Origin of the sequence: Volucribacter amazonae, from assembly GCF_029783845.1 — a bacterium.
In the GTDB taxonomy this organism is placed as follows: domain Bacteria; phylum Pseudomonadota; class Gammaproteobacteria; order Enterobacterales; family Pasteurellaceae; genus Volucribacter; species Volucribacter amazonae.
In genome coordinates, this window is sequence record NZ_LWID01000001.1 from 1912155 (window position 1) to 1928627 (window position 16473).

The window sequence follows — 16473 nt, forward strand, 5'->3', positions numbered from 1 at the left end:
GGGTATTATTTTATTTAGCCTGTTATAAAACTAATGGTTTTGTGCTGGTTTATCCTGATCTTCTTCAAACACAGGTAATGGTTTGTGTTCGCTGGCTACGAAAGTGTAGATAACAGGTAATACGAATAGGGTAAACAATGTTCCTATGGCTAATCCTGCTACGATAACAATACCAATACTGAAACGTGCTACTGCACCTGAGCCTGAAGCGTAAAGTAATGGGATAAGACCTGCAATCATTGCTGCGGTGGTCATCAAAATTGGGCGTAAGCGTAATTTTGCTGCTTGAACGATTGCCTCAAAACGATTTTTACCATGCAATAATTGTTCTTCTTTGGCTACTTCACACATTAAGATCCCATGTTTGGTAATTAAGCCAATTAGGGTAATTAAGCCTACTTGTGAATAAATATTCAAGGTAGCACCCGGTTCATCTCGGAAAGAGAATATATTAAGGACAATTAATGCACCACTTACTGCTAATGGTACGGAGATCATAATTACCATAGGATCACGCCAAGACTCAAATTGAATAGCTAATACAAGGAAAATAATCACTATGGCAAGGATAAAGGTGTAAACCAAGGTATTACCTTCTTGCACTAGCTGTCTTGCTTCGCCTTTAAAGTCATAGTTATAACCTTGTGGTAATTTTTCTGCAGCAGTTTGTTTTAACCAAGCGACAGCATCACCTATAGATGTACCCGGTGTAGGGACTAGGCTAATTTCTGCCGAATTTAGCTGGTTAAAATTAGATAAAGATAGCGGTTGTGTTTCTAAACTTACGTTAAGCAAGCTACTTAATGGAATAGATTCGCCATTGCTTGCAGTTACATAGTAATTTTTGAAACTTTCAGGCGATAAACGTTGATCCCGTTTTACTTGCGAAATAATTTCATAAGAACGTCCATCAATGTTGACACGCTCAATGGTTGCACCAGAAAGATAGCTACCTAAGGTTGAGCTGATTTGTGCCATGGTTATGCCGTAAGTCCCTGCTTTTTCTTTGTCAATTTCTACTTTCATTTGAGCTGTATTGAATTGCAAATCAAGATCGCTATAAACGAATTTACCTGATTGACGAATGGCTTGTAGGAAATCGCCTGATACTTCGGCAAGGTTGGTATAGCCGTTTGCGGTACTGATGACAAAGCCCACTGAGGCTCCTTGTTCCCCTGTATTAATTTCAGGGAAAGCAAAACCTGTTACTGACACTTCAGGGATATTAGCCGCTTTGGTATTTAATTCGTCCATAACTTCAGTTTGGCTACGATCACGTTTACTCCAATCATCTAATACCACAATGGTAATAGATTGATTAGTATTTGGCGCTCCCGCAATGACTTGAGAATAATGCACTTCTGGGGTTTCTTGTACGATACGTTCGTATTCTTTCATTGCCCCTTGCATATAGTCCACATTCACATTGGCAGGTGCTGTACCCATTGCCATAAATGCCCCTTTATCTTCTGTTGGCGTTAATTCGCTAGACAACGAACTAAAGAGGATAGGCAAGGTAATGAAAATCCCCACCGCAAAGGCGATAACGGATTTACGATTAGCCAACATTAAATCAAGCACTTTTTCATAGCCACGATTAACCTTGCCAAGGGTATGCTCAATGCGTTGTTCTAAACGGCTTGGTTTTTCGTTAGATTTTAGCATTTTGCTACTCATCATTGGCGATAAGGTTAAAGCGATAATCCCTGAAATAAATACCGCTCCCGCGAGGGTTAGGGCAAATTCTTTAAACAATGTTCCTGTAATACCGCCCATTAATGCCATAGGTGAATACACCGCCATAAGGGCAAGGGTCATAGAAATAACAGGCACAGCAATTTCTCTTGTTCCGATAATGGCTGCTCGGAATGGCGTTTCGCCCAATTTAATATGGCGATCCACATTTTCTAATACCACGATAGCATCGTCCACCACCAAACCGATTGCCAAAATCAGGGCTAGCAAGGTCATTAAGTTAATGGAGAAATCAAAGGCTTGTAATAGCATAATGACCCCAATTAAGGAAATTGGAATGGTAATCACTGGGATCAAAATGGCACGGAAAGAACCAATAAACAGGGTAATAACTACTAATACGATGACAGTTGCTTCAACAATGGTTTTTAATACTTCATTAATGGAATTATTAATGGAGATAGTGGCATCGTATAAAACCTGTGCCTTAATACTATTAGGTAAGTTTTTCTGGATATTTTCAAATAATGGGTAAATATCTTTTGCTACGCTTAATGGGTTAGCGGTTGGTGTTGCCTCAATCGCCAATACTACTGCATCTTGCCCGTTAGCTGTTGCTCTGGTGCTATCACTTGCTTTATCCAAGGTAATGTCAGCAATATCTTTTAAACGAACAAGGTTATCGCCATTGCTAGCAATTACTACATTGCCCAATTCCTCTACTGATTTTGTGGTGGTTTCTACCTTATTTTTATAGACGGTAAAGTAGCCATTAAAGCTCCCTGCCGCTGTTTGCAGGTTATTGTTTGACAACGCACTACTTACATCAGTCATCGCCAGATTTTGTGCTGCCATTTTGGCAGGATCAAGCCAAATGCGTAAAGCATATTCGCCAGCATAGAGTTGTACTTTCGCAATCCCTTCAATGGTAAAGAACTGTGGTTTTACGACTCGTTCAATATAATCCACAATTTGTGGGGATTCTAATCGATCGGACACAAAGCTCAGATACATCATACCCGTTCCCCCTGTGGAAGAGGTAATGGTTGGATCATCAATATCGCTAGGTAATTGTGAACGTACCGAGTTTACCTTTGCTAAAATATCCGCCAATGCGCCATTCGGATCGGTATTAAGTTTCATTTTTACCGTAATGGTGGACGTGCTGGCTGCACTACTTGATGACATATAGTCAATATTATCCGCCTGTGCAATCGCCTCTTCTAAGGTAGAGGTAACAAAGGCTTGCATTAATTCTGCATCCGCCCCTGCATAGGTGGTGGTAACGGTAATTACCGTTGTCGTCATTTTCGGGTATTCACGCACCGTTAGCTTAGAAATGGCTTGTAAGCCTAAAATCACAATCAAAATGCTAATGGAAATCGCCAATACGGGACGACGAATAAAAATATCGGTAAATTTCATATTCTTCCTATTTTTATTTCGTTACAGATTGGTTTTGGTGGCTGGAGCTTGAGTGCCGACACCCTGTTTATCCGCAACCACAACTAAGCTATTGTTACTTAACCGTTGCTGACCGCCTGTTACAATTAAATCGCCCACTTTCACATCATTGCCTTCAAGTTGAGCGTAAATGCCTTGGCGATCTTTAGTGGTTACGGTAATTTGGCTAGCACGATACATTTTATCAAGGTCTTTTTCATCAGCTAATTTTTGCTTATCTTCCGCAGAAAGTGCGGTCAATAAATATGCTGTTTCGCCATACATATTATAAGTAATCGCCACTTGTGGCACTACAACCTGATTGGTTTCTGTTGGCAAGGCGACACGTAAACGTACGAACATACCAGATAACAATTTTTGGCTAGATTCGTCATCAAAAGTCGCTTGCATCGTAATTAAACCTGTACTTTTATTAATTGCAGGCTCAATGGCTGTAACTTTCGCCCCAAAGGTTTCGCCTAATAAGGCATCAGCGGTGGCAGTAACTTTCTGTCCTAAGGCCAGTTTTTCTAAATCATTTTGTGAAACAGAGAAATCTACTTTCATACTGGAACGATCTTCAACACGCACAATTTCAGTACCTGCGGAAATAAATTCCCCCACATTGACTTTCACAATACCAGCTTGACCGTCAAAAGGGGCATAAATTTGGCGGCGTGCAATGGTGGCTTTTAGCGATTCAATTTCAGCCACTAAAGCATCATAAGTGGATTTTGCATTATCAAATTCAGATTGAGAAACACTTTTACTTTTCAACAAATTACCATAACGTTGATAGGTAAAACGTGCCGCAGGTAATTGGGCTTCCGCTTGTTTTAATGACGCTTGTTCCACTGAACTGTCAATTTCCACCAGCAAATCGCCTTTTTTCACTGCTTGACCTGATTGGATTAAAATATTTGATACCGTACCTGCTGATTGCGCACTTAACATCGCCCCTTGATTTGGGCGTACCAAACCAGTGGATTCAATCACAGGTGTCCATTCCGAATACGCCACTTGATAAGTGGTAACGGGACTGGCGGTTTCAGGCATATTAGCTAAATAGTCAGCCATCATTTTGTTTTTCACCATGCCGAAAATAATCACACCAGCAAAGATAACGAGGATAATCAGTAATACCAATTTAATTATCACATTTTGTGATTTTTTTGGTTTACTGGTTTCAGTTTGATTCATAAAGGTTTCTCCCATAATGTAACAATAAAGTTATTTTTGAATAGCGAGCCAAGTGCGTTGGATCACCGTTTCTAATAAATCGTTAGAAAATTGCTGTTTAAAATAAACTGCTTTAAATGCTAAGTTAATCGCACTTTCTAAACTTAAGGTAAAAAGTATATCCGCAGGTAAATCGCATAAAACCCCAGCTTTTGGGGCTTTTTCGCAAAATTTATTCCAAATATTATCGCTAGATTGATTATATTCCTGCATAAATTTTTCAAAGCAGGGCATAGAACGATATTGATGAATATTTAAGATAGTATCAGGATATTGATACAAATCGTTCCAAAGGTTCCACCAAAATTGTTTATATTGCAGATAAAAATCTTGGTTTTCATCGTGATTTAACGATAATGTTTGATGAAATTCCGCAAAAATATGCTGAGCAAGATTTTCTAATAAATCCTCTTTGCTTTTAAAATGGATATAAATTGTACCCGGTGAAATACCTGCCTCTTTAGCAATTTTGTGCATAGAAAGATGATGCAAACCATCTTTTGCCATTAATCGCTCAGTAGCAGTGAAAATCACCTCTGTCATTTCAGGTTTCGTTTGCATAAATAGGATAAAATTCACTCAAAAATAAAAAATTCACCGAAGTGAATGAACGTTCGTTCATTTTAAGAATTTTTTCTTTTTAAGCAAGCAATGGATTGTATGGAAATGTAAATATCGCTTGGTGGCAGGAAATAGCGTTGTTTCAATTTAAAAATCGCTAGGTAGGTTCAATAATGAACACGGGAAAGAAAAATTTTATCCGTTGAATTATAAGTAAAATATGAATAAAATGTTCCACTTTGATTTTTCTATATTTAAGTTAACCACTATGGCTCGCAATCTCTTTGAAAAACGTATTCAAATTAAACCCTATGAATATCCTGAACTGCTAGAATTTAAAGACGCTATCCGCCATTCTTACTGGCTGCATACTGAATTTAATTTCACAGGGGATATTCAAGACTATCACACCAATATTAATGATCACGAACGCCAAGTTTTAACTCGCACTATGTTAGCGATTTCGCAAATTGAGGTAAATGTAAAACGCTTTTGGGGTGATCTTTATCGTTATTTTCCTAAGCCGGAAATTGATGATGTGGGCGGTACTTTTGCGGAAAGTGAAGTACGCCATAAAGATGCTTATTCTTTCTTATTAGAAAAGCTCGGCTTAAATCAAATGTTTTCACAAATTACCCAAATTGAGCCATTAATGAACCGTATTCGCTATATGGAAGACTTTATGCGTGATAAGGACGCTGGTAAGGATCGCTTTGTGCTTTCTTTGGTACTTTTCTCGCTGTTTGTGGAACATATTTCCTTATTTGGGCAATTTTTAATTATGATGTCTTTTAATAAACATAAGAATTTATTTAAGGGCATTTCCAATGCGGTAGAAGCAACCTCAAAAGAAGAAGAAATTCATGGGCGTTTTGGTATTGCCCTTTATGATATTCTTGCCAAAGAGCATAGTGAACTTTTTACCGCAGAATTTTATGCCGAATTAAAAACACTTGCTAATCAGGCGCTTGAGGCTGAACGCAGTATTCTCGCTTGGATTTTTGAGCAAGGGGATTTAAGTTTTATTAAGCGTAGTACTGTAGAGAATTATATTACTAATCGCTATAACGCCTCTTTAGTGGCTTTAGGTTTGGAGCCGATTTATTCTGTGAATGAACAGGAATTAAAACAAACTGAGTGGTTTGATATTGAAATTCTTTCAACCAAAGAAACGGATTTCTTTAACAAACGTAGTACCGATTATAGTAAAAAAATGAAACAAATTACTGCCGATGACTTATTCTAATACTGAACGTCCAGACTTCCACTGGCTTAATGATGACAGCCGTTTGTTTTTGCAACGTGGCTATTTATTGGAAGGCACTACTGCCATTGATCGTATTCGTTTTATTGCGGATTATGCAGAAAATAAACTCGGTATCGAGGGCTATGCCGATAAGTTTTATCATTATATGGCAAGAGGGTATTTCTCATTGTCCTCGCCAATTTGGTCAAATTTCGGTTTAGATCGTGGCTTACCGATTTCTTGTTTCGGTAGCTATATTGGCGACTCTATTCAGGAAATTATGCTTACCACCGCAGAAGTGGGTATGATGAGTAAAATTGGTGGCGGTACTTCGGCATATTTTGGCGATATTCGTCCACGTGGTAGCACCATTAAAAATAATGGTAAATCTGACGGTTCGTTCAATTTCAGCAAATTATTTGATACCGTTATTGATGTGATTTCACAAGGTACGTCACGCAAAGGGCAATTTGCAGGTTATATTGATATTGAGCATGGCGATATTAATGAATGGTTAGATATTCATACTGAGGGCAATCCGATTCAATTAATGTATTATGGAGTTTGCGTTGGGCATGAATGGCTAGAATCAATGAAAGCAGGCGATCCTTATAAGCGTCAGCTTTGGGCAAAATTATTGCAACGTAAAACCGAAACAGGTATTCCTTATATCTTCTTTAAGGACAACGCCAACGCTGGGCGTCCTGATGTGTATAAAGATAAAAATATGGTGGTACACGCTTCTAATTTATGTACCGAAATTATGTTGCCAGCCAGCAATGATGAAAGTTTCGTTTGTTGTTTATCTTCAATGAACTTACTTTACTTTGATGAATGGAAAGACACTGATGCTCCAGAAGTCTTAACCTATTTCTTAGATGTGGTGATGTCGGAATTTATTGAGAAAAGTGCTGAAATTCCATTTTTAGATCGGGCTAATCGTTTTGCTCGCCGTCATCGTGCCTTGGGTTTAGGAGTATTAGGTTGGCATAGCTATTTGCAAGCGAACAATATTGCTTTTGATAGCTTTGAGGCGATGCAAAAAAATAATTTGATTTTTAAAACCTTGCAACAAAAAACCTTAAAAGCCTCGCAAGAATTGGCGAAACGCTTTGGCGAGCCAGAGTTATTAAAAGGTTATGGACGCCGTAATACCACCTTAATGAGTATTGCACCGACCAAATCAAGTAGTTTTATTTTGGGTAGCGTGTCGCCGTCAGTAGAGCCTTTTAAATCTAACTACTATGTAAAAGATTTAGCGAAGATTAAAACCGTTTATAAAAACCCATTCTTACAAAAATTATTGCAAGAAAAAGGCTTGGATAATGAGCAAATTTGGGAAAGCATTTTGCTTAATGACGGTTCTGTGCAACATCTTGAACAATTATCTGAACAAGAAAAAGAGGTCTTTAAAACTTTCTCTGAAATTAGCCAATTAAGCGTAATTCAGCAAGCGGCACAGCGACAAAAATACATTGATCAGGGGCAAAGCATTAATATTATGATCCACCCAGCCACCCCAGCAAGGGATCTCAATCAACTGTATTTAACCGCCGAAGAATTGGGCTTAAAATCCATTTACTATCAATATTCAATGAGTGCGGCACAGGTGTTTAACCGTAATTTATTGAGTTGTAGTAGTTGTGAGGGGTAAGACTTTCAGATTAAGATAAATTCTGGTGTAATAAAAAAGTGCGGTCAAAAAATAATTTTATTTTTTGACCGCACTTTTTGTTTGCTCTGAATAAGCTATTCCACCATAAAACAAGCGATTTTGCTACCGTCAGGGGCTGTGCGTAACGGCGGTTGCTGTTGTTTGCAATGTTCATTGGCTAAATGACAGCGTGCGTGAAAAGCACAACCTTGCGGTGGATTTAATGGGCTCGGTAATTCGCCAGTGAGTTTAATTCGTTCACGCCGTAAATGTGGCGAAAGCCTTGGGGTGGCGGATAATAGGGCTTGAGTATAAGGGTGGCGTGGGCGACTAAAGATTTGTTGTACAGTGCCTTGCTCAACACAACGTCCCAAATACATGACCATCACTTCATCGGCAATATGTTCTACCACAGAAAGATCGTGGGAAATGAAAACATAAGAAAGCCCTAATTCCGCTTGTAAATCCATCATTAGATTAAGCACTTGGGCACGCACTGACACATCTAAGGCGGATACAGGTTCGTCCGCTACCACAATATCAGGTTTGAGCATTAAGCCCCTTGCAATGGCGATGCGTTGTCGTTGTCCGCCCGAAAACATATGGGGATAACGATGATAAAACTCCGCTTTTAAGCCCACTTTTTCCATCATAGCTAACACTTGTTGCTTACGTTGTTGAGCGGAAAGATCGGTGTTAATAATTAAGGGTTCTTCCAAAATTGTGCCTATTTTTTTGCGAGGATTAAGTGAGGCATAAGGATTTTGAAAAATAATTTGAATTTTTTGACGGCGTAGCTTTTGTGTGGCTTTATCCTTTACCAAAAAATTTTGTCCATTATAGTATAACTCGCCGTCAGTAGGTGTTTCGATCATGGTTAATAATCGCCCTAGCGTAGATTTACCGCAGCCTGATTCACCTACCACTGCTAGTGTTTTACCTTTTTCTAAACGAAAAGAAATGCCGTCTAGGGCTTTAACCTGCTTTTCCTTTGCCCAAAAACCGCTTTTTACAGGATAATATTTTTTTAAATTATTAGCATCAAGTAAGGGGGCTTGAGAATTAAGCATTGCTTGGAACTCCTTGATCATTTAATGGGGTATGGCATTTTACACGCCGTTCGCCGATTTGCTGTAAGGGCGGTTCAATTTGGCGACATTTTTCGTTGGCATAAGGGCAACGAGGATTTAATAAACAACCTTGAGGGCGATCATATTTCCCCGGCACAACCCCTGATAAAGATTGTAAACGTGATTTTCCTTCGGCAAATTCAGGCAAGGCTTGTAGTAATGCTTGGGTGTAAGGGTGGCGAGGTAGGCTAAAAATTTCTTCCGCTTTCCCTTCTTCCACGATTTGCCCAGCGTACATTACCATAATACGCTGTGCCGCCTCGGCAACAAGGGCTAAATCGTGAGTAATGAGAATTAATGCCATTTTTTCTTTTTGTTGTAACCTTAACAACAGATTCATAATTTGTGCTTGAATGGTTACATCAAGGGCTGTGGTGGGTTCATCAGCAATCAATAATTTAGGTTTACAGGCAATCGCCATGGCAATCATTACTCGCTGGCTCATTCCGCCTGAAAGTTGATGAGGGTAAACATTTAAACGAGACTGCGGATCAGGAATACCTACAATCTCCAACAATTCTAATGCTCGCATTTTGCGTTGTTTACGGCTACCGCCTTGGTGAACTTTTAAAGCCTCCATAATCTGAAAACCAACGGTATAGCAAGGGTTTAAACTGGTCATTGGATCTTGGAAAATCATAGCAATTTCCGAGCCGATTAGCTTGCGTCTTTTCTTTTTATCAATGGCTAATAAATCATTTTGTGAAAAAGATAAGGCTTGTGCCTTGACACGCCCGGGGGCATCAATAAGTCCCATAATCGCAAGCGAACTCACGGATTTACCTGAACCTGACTCGCCTACAATACCTAATACTTCTCCCTCATTCACTTGATAGCTAATGCGATCTACCGCTTTAAAAGGCGTTTTTTCATCGCCAAAATGTACTGATAACTGTTGAACATCTAATAGTGCCATTTTGTCTCCTTACTGCTTTAATTTTGGATCAAGGGCATCACGCAAACCGTCGCCCATGAGATTAAAGGCTAATACTAAGGATAAAATCGCTAAGCCGGGAATTGTTACCAACCAATTTGCTGATTGCATAAAGCCACGAGATTCTGCCAACATTGTGCCTAATTCTGGGGTCGGCGGTTGCGCCCCAATACCGAGAAAGCCTAATGCGGCTAATTCTAAAATTGCGTTAGAAATCCCCATGGTCATTTGTACAATCAAAGGGGCTACACAATTGGGTAAAATCACAATAAACATTAAACGGAATACATTTGCACCCGCTACTCGTGAGGCAACCACATAATCACGATTAATTTCACTTAGCACAGAGGCTCGTGTTAAACGCACATAGCTAGGAATAGATACAATAGCAATAGCGATAGCCGCATTGGTTAAGGACGGGCCTAAAATCGTTACTACGCCAATGGTCAAGAGTAAGCTAGGAATGGCTAACATAATATCCACTAATCGCATAATCAAGGTGTCTAAAATTCCACCATAATAACCTGCAATTAAGCCTAATATTACACCACCAATACAAGACAAGGCGACAATAATCAAGCCAATAAATAAGGACAAACGTGCTCCATAAATAATCCTTGATAAAATATCTCGCCCAATATCGTCTGTGCCGAGTAAATAAGTGCTTACCCCTCCCTCAAACCAAGCAGGGGGTAACAATAAATCTGCTCTATGTTGCGCTATGGGGCTAAAAGGGGCAATATAATCAGCAAAAAGACAAACTATTGCCACCAAGCTAATAAAAACTAAACCCATTACCGCCCCTTTATTTTGGCAAAAATAAAACCAAAATTCTTGCCAAGGGGTTTTAGGAATAGGTTCAAGCAAGGTTTGCTTATTGGTGTTTGTTGACATCAAAACTCCCACATTATTATTTATGATGAATACGTGGATTAATCACACCATAAATAATATCTACGGTTAAATTAACCAAAATAATAATGGTTGCAATAATTAATACTGAACCTTGTAATACAGGATAATCTCTGGCGTTAATGGCATCAATAATCCATTTGCCAATGCCCGGCCAAGAAAAAATATTTTCAGTGAGTACCGCACCTGATAAGAGTTGCCCTACAATTAAGCCTACAACGGTTACCACAGGAATTAAGGCATTGCGTAAAGCGTGGACAATCACAATTCTTGTTACGCCTAGCCCTTTGGCTTTGGCGGTACGAATATAATCTTCGCCAAGCACTTCTAGCATGGAGGAACGTGTCATTCTTGTTACCACTGCTAAGGGGATTGTGCCTAATACAATAGCAGGTAAAATCAGCGATTTTATCGCCGCCACAAACGCCCCGGGTTCATCGGAATGCCATGTATCCCATAACATAAAGCCCGTATTGGCATCGATCCAATATTCAGCAGGTAAACGTCCACCAACAGGTAAGCCTAAGGGGGTAGAAAAATACAAAATTAAGATTAATCCCCACCAAAAAATCGGCATAGAATAACCCGTTAAAGAAAGCGAAGTAACCAAATGGGAAATCCAGCTATCTTTTTTTACCGCCGCAATAACGCCCAGTAAAATTCCTAAGATTAATGACCACAATAAGGCAAAAAAAGCCAATTCTACCGTGGCAGGAAATAAGGTAAAAAATTCTTTTAATACGGGTTCATTATTGCGAAAAGATTGCCCAAAATCCCCTTGTAACACATTACCTACATAGCTGAAATATTGTTGATACAAGGGTTTATCCAAGCCTAATTGTTGGATCATTTGTGCATGTACTTCAGGGCTTACCCCTCGCTCCCCCATACGAATTTCAATGGGATCGCCGGGGATTAAATGTACCAAAGCAAACGTAATCAAGGTTATCGCCAAAAAAGTGGGGATAACCATAAATATTCGCTTGAAAATAAATAAAAACATAGCGTTAGCTTACCATTAATCCGCTAAGTCCACACCATAGAATGGATGCAAATCAAATGGACTTAATTGATAATTCAATACCTTTTTGGAAACAGGTTCATAAACCGTAGAATGAGCAATGGTAATCCAAGGTGCTTGCTCTTTGACAATCACTTGTGCTTGTTCATAGAGTTTTGCACGTTCTGCTTGATCGGTAATTTGTGCCGCTTTTACCACTAATTGATCAAAAGGTTGATAACAGAATTTGGCGTAGTTAGAGCCTTGTTGCACCGAGGCACAACTTAACAGAATATTTAAGAAATTATCTGGATCGCCATTGTCGCCGATCCAACCCATCATACCTACGCTATGCTCGCCATCACGCATACGTTTTAAATATTCGCCCCATTCATAACTGACAATCTTAGTTTTCACACCAATTTGTTCCCAATCATTTTGGATCAATTCTGCCATACGGCGTGCATTAGGATTATAAGGACGTGAAACAGGCATTGCCCAAAGCTCCGTTTCAAAACCGTCAGCAAATCCTGCCTCTTGTAATAATTGCTTGGCTTTAACAGGATTATATTCATAATCTTGAACATTATCGTTATAGCCCCAAATCGTTGGTGGCATAGGGTTTTTAGCAATTTGTGCCGTATTTTGATAAACCGAGGTAATAATCGCTTGTTTATTGACCGCATAATTTAAGGCTTGGCGTACTTTAATATTATCAAAAGGCGGTTTTTGCACATTAAAATTTACATAGCCAATATTTAAGCCTGCTTGGCTTAATAAATTAATTTGCTCATTGGCACGAATTTTATCCAGATCCATTGGATTTGGCGAGGTCATAATATGACATTCGCCTCGTTCTAATTTTGCATAACGCACCGAAGGATCTGGGGTAATAGTAAAGACAAGGCGATCTATTGGGGTTCTGCCTTGCCAATATTGTTCAAAGGCTTTAAAGCGAATTAAGGAATCTTTTTGATAACTGACAAACTCAAAAGGCCCTGTACCAATAGGAAAATTATCCACTTTTTCTTTTGTGCCTGCTTGTGCCATTTTATCGGCATATTCAGCGGATAAAATGGAAGCAAAGTCCATAGCTAAATTGGATAAAAAGACTGCATTAGGCACTTTTAACTGAAATTGCACCTTGTAATTGTCCAATTTCTCAATCTTATCAATAATATTTTGCATACCCATACCCACAAAATACTGATAAGAGCCACCCGATACCTGATGATAAGGGTGGTTTGGATCAAGCTGACGATAAAAGGAAAATAACACATCATCAGCATTAAAATCACGACTTGGACGAAAATCTTTATTACTATGGAATTTTACCCCTTGGCGTAAATAAAAGGTATAGGTTTTACCGTCCTCCGACACTTCCCAACGTTCTGCTAAAGAAGGCACTAATTCTGTTGAACCTTGTTTAAAATCCAATAAACGATTAAATACTTGTTGCCCTGAGGCATCAATGCTTACGGTATCGCTCGCCAGCTGTGGATTAAAATAAGAGGGCGATGCCTCTGAACAATAAACCAAGGTTTTAGGTGCAGCCAATGCACCAACGGAACAGCATAATGCCAATAATGAAAAAGAATATTTATAGCCCCACTTCATAGATACCTCTATTTTATAAATCATCATGTAAGATTGAATTAGCCCTAGTTTTACAAGTTATTTAAGACTAAAACAACCATTTCAAAAATTATCATGGCAAAAAAGCCATAAAAATTAAATTTTATTTAACAGAAAATCTATATTTTAAAAATTTTCAAAAAAATGACCGCACTTTTTGGCTTTAATGGATAATCATATCATCACGATGAATAGCGACTGCACCATATTCATAGCCTAAAATTTGCTCAATCTGTTGTGATTGCTTGCCCTTAATTAATGATAAGGCATCGCTATTATAACGACACATACCCAGAGCAATGTCCTTACCCGCTTGTGTACGGATACGCAACACTTCCCCACGAGAAAAATTACCCTCTACTTGTACAATTCCTGCGGGTAATAAAGATTTTCCTTGGCATAAAATTGCCTGTTCAGCTCCCTGATCTACCACAATAACCCCAGCGGACGGGGCAGCAAATAACCATTGTTTACGGCTTTCTAAGGGATCGGTTTGTGCCATAAATTTTGTGCCATGAGCAATATTATGAGCAAGCTCTAGGATCACATTCGGTTTATTGCCCTGCACAATAATGGTTTCAATCCCAGAACGTGTCGCCACATCAGCAGCATTCACTTTGGTACTCATACCGCCCGTTCCCAATGTTGTGCCACTTCCGCCAGCCATGGTACGGATTTGAACATCAATTTTTTCTACCTGCGAAATTAATTTCGCATTAGCATTTTTGCGTGGATCAGCATCAAATAACCCCTGTTGATCCGTTAATAAATATAATTGATCCGCTTGCACCAAAATAGCCACTAATGCCGATAAATTATCATTATCGCCCACTTTAATTTCATTGGTTACCACCGCATCATTTTCATTAATCACAGGAATAATTTGATTATCCAACAAGGCACGCAAAGTATCTCTTGCATTTAAAAAACGCTCACGATCCTCAATATCCGCCCTTGTCAGCAAAAGTTGCCCAATATGAATACCATAAATGGCAAATAATTTTTCCCAAGTTTGAATAAGCTGGCTTTGCCCTACGGCGGCTAATAATTGCTTTGATGCAATAGTCGGCGGTAAATTTGGCTGCCCAAGATAATCTCGCCCAGCGGCAATAGCCCCAGAGGTAACAATAACAATACGCATACCTTGTTGGTGCAACTGAGCAAATTGACGCACAAAATCAAGCATTTGTGGCAAATTTAAATGAGGCGAACCTTGGGTTAAGGTGCTTGTACCAAATTTAACCACAATGGTTTTGCTTGTTGAATGGCTTAACATAGACATTATCCTTATCCAGTAACAGGGCGAAAATCAAAAAGAGATAACTTAGCATAAAAAAATAAAAAATTTAACCGCACTTTGTTGGTTTAGCGTTTTTTTTCCAATGAAAAGGGGTATAATTTCACTCTTTAACCAATTTGATACCCAAGTAAGGATAACATAATGACATTAAGTATGATCGTGGCAATGACCCAAAATCGGGTTATCGGTAAAGATAACCAAATGCCTTGGCATCTACCTGCCGATCTTGCTTGGTTTAGACAACATACCCTTGGTAAACCCGTTATTATGGGACGTAAAACCTTTGAATCCATTGGTAGAGCCTTACCTAAACGTCCAAATATTGTGTTATCTCGTTCAGAATTTCAGCATCAAGATATTCAAGTGGTGCAAGATATGGAAACCGCTCTTGCTTTAACCAAAGATTACTCTGAAATCATGTTAATCGGCGGCGGGCAATTATTTGAGCAATATATAGATAAGGTTGATCGCCTTTATCTCACAATAATACAAACTGAGTTAGCTGGCGACACCTTTTTCCCTGAACTTGATTGGACACAATGGCATATTCAGTCAGAACAATACCGCCCAGCTGATGAACAAAATGCTTATGATTTACGCTTTTTAATTCTTGAGCGTTGTAAATAAGTGGTTTTAGGTTGGGTAGATTGATGAAGTGCGGTTGATTTTTGGGGTAGTTTTTATTAGTCATTTTAATTTGAAATAAGATAAATTGTACCAATGCTGTATTATTTCAAAATGTAACGACTATCACTATCATTTCTTTTTTATAAAAATTAATTCTAAAAAATCTCCTTACCCTTTTATTTATATAAAATACTGATAAATGATTATCCTATTCCCATCTTTTTATCTATAAGGAAAATTTATACCTATCTAAAAAATCCATATTTCTTTTTTTATTTTTTTCTTGTTAGTCTATAACTCAATAGAAATAACAGTTTCTATAATAACTACATTATGCTTCTATGCTGCTTTATAAGCATAACAATAGTGTTCCCTTTTGATAAAACAAATAGAAAACTATTTTATAAATAAATTTTATTATAAAAATAGTTTATATGGAGGAAACTATGTCAAAAATTATTCCTATCAGTGAAATTCAACAATATCTTTTTGATGGTATGACCATTATGTCGGGTGGTTTTATGGGGATTGGTACTCCCTCACATATTGTGCAAACCATTTTAACGGCGGGGACAAAGGATATTACCCTCATTTGTAGTGATACCGCTTTGGTGGATACGGGGGTTGGGCCTTTAATTGTAAATAATCGTGTGAAAAAAGTAATTGCCTCGCATATTGGTACAAACCCTGAAACAGGTAAAAAAATGATTGCGGATGAAATTGAAGTTGAGCTTGTGCCACAAGGGACGTTTGCTGAACGTATTCGGGCTGGTGGAGCGGGTTTAGGCGGTATTCTTACCCCAACTGGTATTGGTACTGTGGTGGAACAAGGCAAACAAAAAATTCATGTTGATGGGAGAGATTATTTACTGGAATTACCGTTAAAAGCGGATCTTGCTATTTTAAAAGCCTATCTTGCCGATGAAACGGGGAATTTAATTTATGACGGTGCCGCAAGAAACTTTAATCCGATTATGGCATTAGCGGGCAAAACGGTGATTGCTGAGGTGGATAAAGTCGTCAAAGTGGGTGAATTAGATTCAAATCAAATTATGACACCAGCGACTTTGGTTGATCATATTATTACGCATAATTAA

At 38.6% G+C, this 16473-nt stretch carries 13 protein-coding genes; 4 read left to right on the forward strand and 9 right to left on the reverse strand.

The window, feature by feature from the left end:
• Window positions 1–30: 30 nt before the first annotated feature.
• Genes acrB through A6A20_RS09185 form a run of 3 tightly spaced genes read right to left on the reverse strand, consistent with a single transcriptional unit; the run spans window position 31 to window position 4920 of the window.
• Window positions 31–3120, reverse strand: a complete 3090-nt coding sequence (acrB, locus tag A6A20_RS09175; RefSeq protein WP_279573147.1) for a multidrug efflux RND transporter permease subunit AcrB — start codon at window positions 3118–3120, stop codon at window positions 31–33.
• A gap of 21 nt (window positions 3121–3141) precedes the next feature.
• On the reverse strand, window positions 3142–4338 hold the full coding sequence (locus A6A20_RS09180) for an efflux RND transporter periplasmic adaptor subunit (protein WP_279573148.1): 1197 nt from the start codon (window positions 4336–4338) through the stop codon (window positions 3142–3144).
• Window positions 4339–4368: 30 nt separating this feature from the next.
• Entirely contained in the window at window positions 4369–4920 is a 552-nt protein-coding gene (locus tag A6A20_RS09185) for a TetR/AcrR family transcriptional regulator (RefSeq protein ID WP_279573149.1), read from the reverse strand.
• Window positions 4921–5206: 286 nt separating this feature from the next.
• Between A6A20_RS09185 and A6A20_RS09190 the strand changes: the two genes are divergently transcribed.
• Both A6A20_RS09190 and A6A20_RS09195 read left to right on the forward strand, forming a co-directional pair.
• Window positions 5207–6184: a ribonucleotide-diphosphate reductase subunit beta gene (locus tag A6A20_RS09190; RefSeq protein ID WP_279573150.1), complete on the forward strand. Its 978-nt coding sequence runs from the start codon at window positions 5207–5209 to the stop codon at window positions 6182–6184.
• Window positions 6171–7838, forward strand: coding sequence for a ribonucleoside-diphosphate reductase subunit alpha (locus A6A20_RS09195; protein WP_279573151.1), 1668 nt, complete (start codon window positions 6171–6173; stop codon window positions 7836–7838). The genes A6A20_RS09190 and A6A20_RS09195 overlap by 14 nt, the downstream gene beginning before the upstream one ends.
• A gap of 95 nt (window positions 7839–7933) precedes the next feature.
• Here the strand turns inward: A6A20_RS09195 and A6A20_RS09200 are convergent, their stop codons facing one another.
• From A6A20_RS09200 to proB, 6 genes are all read right to left on the reverse strand, one after another.
• Window positions 7934–8908 carry a peptide ABC transporter ATP-binding protein gene (locus A6A20_RS09200; RefSeq protein WP_279573152.1) on the reverse strand — a complete coding sequence of 325 codons (975 nt, stop codon included), beginning with the start codon at window positions 8906–8908 and terminating at the stop codon, window positions 7934–7936.
• Window positions 8901–9884 carry a dipeptide ABC transporter ATP-binding protein gene (dppD, locus tag A6A20_RS09205; RefSeq protein WP_279573153.1) on the reverse strand — a complete coding sequence of 328 codons (984 nt, stop codon included), beginning with the start codon at window positions 9882–9884 and terminating at the stop codon, window positions 8901–8903. The genes A6A20_RS09200 and dppD overlap by 8 nt, the downstream gene beginning before the upstream one ends.
• Window positions 9885–9893: 9 nt before the next feature.
• Entirely contained in the window at window positions 9894–10796 is a 903-nt protein-coding gene (locus A6A20_RS09210; RefSeq protein ID WP_279573154.1) for an ABC transporter permease subunit, read from the reverse strand.
• Between the two features lie 16 nt (window positions 10797–10812).
• Window positions 10813–11817, reverse strand: coding sequence for an ABC transporter permease subunit (locus tag A6A20_RS09215; RefSeq protein WP_279573155.1), 1005 nt, complete (start codon window positions 11815–11817; stop codon window positions 10813–10815).
• 15 nt (window positions 11818–11832) lie between these two features.
• Window positions 11833–13431, reverse strand: coding sequence for an ABC transporter substrate-binding protein (locus A6A20_RS09220; protein WP_279573156.1), 1599 nt, complete (start codon window positions 13429–13431; stop codon window positions 11833–11835).
• A 181-nt stretch (window positions 13432–13612) separates the two neighbouring features.
• Window positions 13613–14725, reverse strand: coding sequence for a glutamate 5-kinase (gene proB, locus A6A20_RS09225; protein WP_279573157.1), 1113 nt, complete (start codon window positions 14723–14725; stop codon window positions 13613–13615).
• 165 nt (window positions 14726–14890) lie between these two features.
• Between proB and folA the strand changes: the two genes are divergently transcribed.
• Entirely contained in the window at window positions 14891–15376 is a 486-nt protein-coding gene (folA, locus tag A6A20_RS09230) for a type 3 dihydrofolate reductase (RefSeq protein WP_279573158.1), read from the forward strand.
• Between the two features lie 446 nt (window positions 15377–15822).
• A complete protein-coding gene (atoD, locus tag A6A20_RS09235) occupies window positions 15823–16473 on the forward strand; it encodes an acetate CoA-transferase subunit alpha (protein ID WP_279573159.1) in 651 nt (216 codons plus the stop codon).

Bases quoted from the DNA above. Each gene is read 5' to 3' on its own strand.
- acrB (WP_279573147.1), bottom strand. From the start codon at position 3,120: ATGAAATTTACCGATATTTTTATTCGTCGTCCCGTATTGGCGATTTCC.
- A6A20_RS09180 (WP_279573148.1), bottom strand. From the start codon at position 4,338: ATGAATCAAACTGAAACCAGTAAACCAAAAAAATCACAAAATGTGATA.
- A6A20_RS09185 (WP_279573149.1), bottom strand. From the start codon at position 4,920: ATGACAGAGGTGATTTTCACTGCTACTGAGCGATTAATGGCAAAAGAT.
- A6A20_RS09190 (WP_279573150.1), top strand. From the start codon at position 5,207: ATGGCTCGCAATCTCTTTGAAAAACGTATTCAAATTAAACCCTATGAA.
- A6A20_RS09195 (WP_279573151.1), top strand. From the start codon at position 6,171: ATGACTTATTCTAATACTGAACGTCCAGACTTCCACTGGCTTAATGAT.
- A6A20_RS09200 (WP_279573152.1), bottom strand. From the start codon at position 8,908: ATGCTTAATTCTCAAGCCCCCTTACTTGATGCTAATAATTTAAAAAAA.
- dppD (WP_279573153.1), bottom strand. From the start codon at position 9,884: ATGGCACTATTAGATGTTCAACAGTTATCAGTACATTTTGGCGATGAA.
- A6A20_RS09210 (WP_279573154.1), bottom strand. From the start codon at position 10,796: ATGTCAACAAACACCAATAAGCAAACCTTGCTTGAACCTATTCCTAAA.
- A6A20_RS09215 (WP_279573155.1), bottom strand. From the start codon at position 11,817: ATGTTTTTATTTATTTTCAAGCGAATATTTATGGTTATCCCCACTTTT.
- A6A20_RS09220 (WP_279573156.1), bottom strand. From the start codon at position 13,431: ATGAAGTGGGGCTATAAATATTCTTTTTCATTATTGGCATTATGCTGT.
- proB (WP_279573157.1), bottom strand. From the start codon at position 14,725: ATGTTAAGCCATTCAACAAGCAAAACCATTGTGGTTAAATTTGGTACA.
- folA (WP_279573158.1), top strand. From the start codon at position 14,891: ATGACATTAAGTATGATCGTGGCAATGACCCAAAATCGGGTTATCGGT.
- atoD (WP_279573159.1), top strand. From the start codon at position 15,823: ATGTCAAAAATTATTCCTATCAGTGAAATTCAACAATATCTTTTTGAT.